The organism is Xenorhabdus thuongxuanensis (assembly GCF_001908095.1).
Classification (GTDB): Bacteria; Pseudomonadota; Gammaproteobacteria; order Enterobacterales; family Enterobacteriaceae; genus Xenorhabdus; species Xenorhabdus thuongxuanensis.
Window position 1 is genome coordinate 1 of the sequence record NZ_MKGR01000088.1, and the last position, 974, is coordinate 974.

The 974-nt window shown below is 36.7% G+C and carries 1 protein-coding gene; it reads left to right on the plus strand.

Annotated features, from left to right (window positions below; translation table 11 throughout):
- Positions 1-536: 536 nt before the first annotated feature.
- A partial coding sequence (locus tag Xentx_RS18145; protein ID WP_139292546.1) for a Thoeris anti-defense Tad2 family protein occupies positions 537-974 on the plus strand: 438 nt, incomplete at its 3' end.

A 974-nucleotide genomic window follows, 5' to 3' on the forward strand; every position in this document is an offset into this window, starting at 1 on the left:
GCTTGTCTTTGTATGCCAATACTCTCTTTCGAAAATCTAAGCTGTAACCCATCTCATTTTATGCCTTGTCATCTTAGGTTTAGATATTATGTCATATTAATATGATTTAGCTATATGCTTCCGGCATAGCCTTTTTGTTTTTCTGTAATAAGGTTATCTATTTATAAATAAAAATAATTAGCAGTAATTATTTCTGGTCTAAATTAAACTAATATTATTGGCAATTGTAATAACACTTTATCAGAATTTTATTCTTAATTTCTACATTGCTGTTAATTTATATTAAGCTGCATATTTTAATGACTAACCCTCCATTCAATAATCAATATCAGCAGTAAATTTTTAATTTACAACCCAGCAGATTATTCACTCCACAAATAGACAAATTTTATAATGCAATACCACATATTAATGCGAACTGATTGCTATGTGACTGCATCCCATTGAGATAAAATTTAACTTAAGTAATATTAACTGGCGGTTTAGCCGTAAGATGAAATGACCTTTTACTTTAATAATAAATAAGTGAGGAAATTATGTCTGAGGTAAATAAACCAGAAAATAGTTCTGGTAAACAATGCCTATTAGACCCTACTCAATACAAGGTTCAGGTTGATGATGTAGCACCAGTGGGCACTTGTCCGTGGGCACTGATTCAAGTGTATTCAGGAAAACAAGTACATCGCAGTGGCTGGAATGCCCCTAAAGAATACATGCGTCTTGCCTATGAATCGGGGATTGGTACTGATAAAGGAAATCCTTATATTGAGAAGAGCGATCAAGATGGCGTTTGGGAGGCTTGGAAGCCAACGCTGGAAGATTTGGTGGCTTGTGACTGGAAATTGTTGGAATCGGCATCAGGAAGTTCAGGTGGCTCAGGAGGTTCAGGAGGTTCAGGAGGTTCAGGAGGTTCAGGAGGTTCAGGAGGTTCAGGAGGTTCAGGAGGTTCAGGAGGTTCAGGAGGTTCAGGAGGT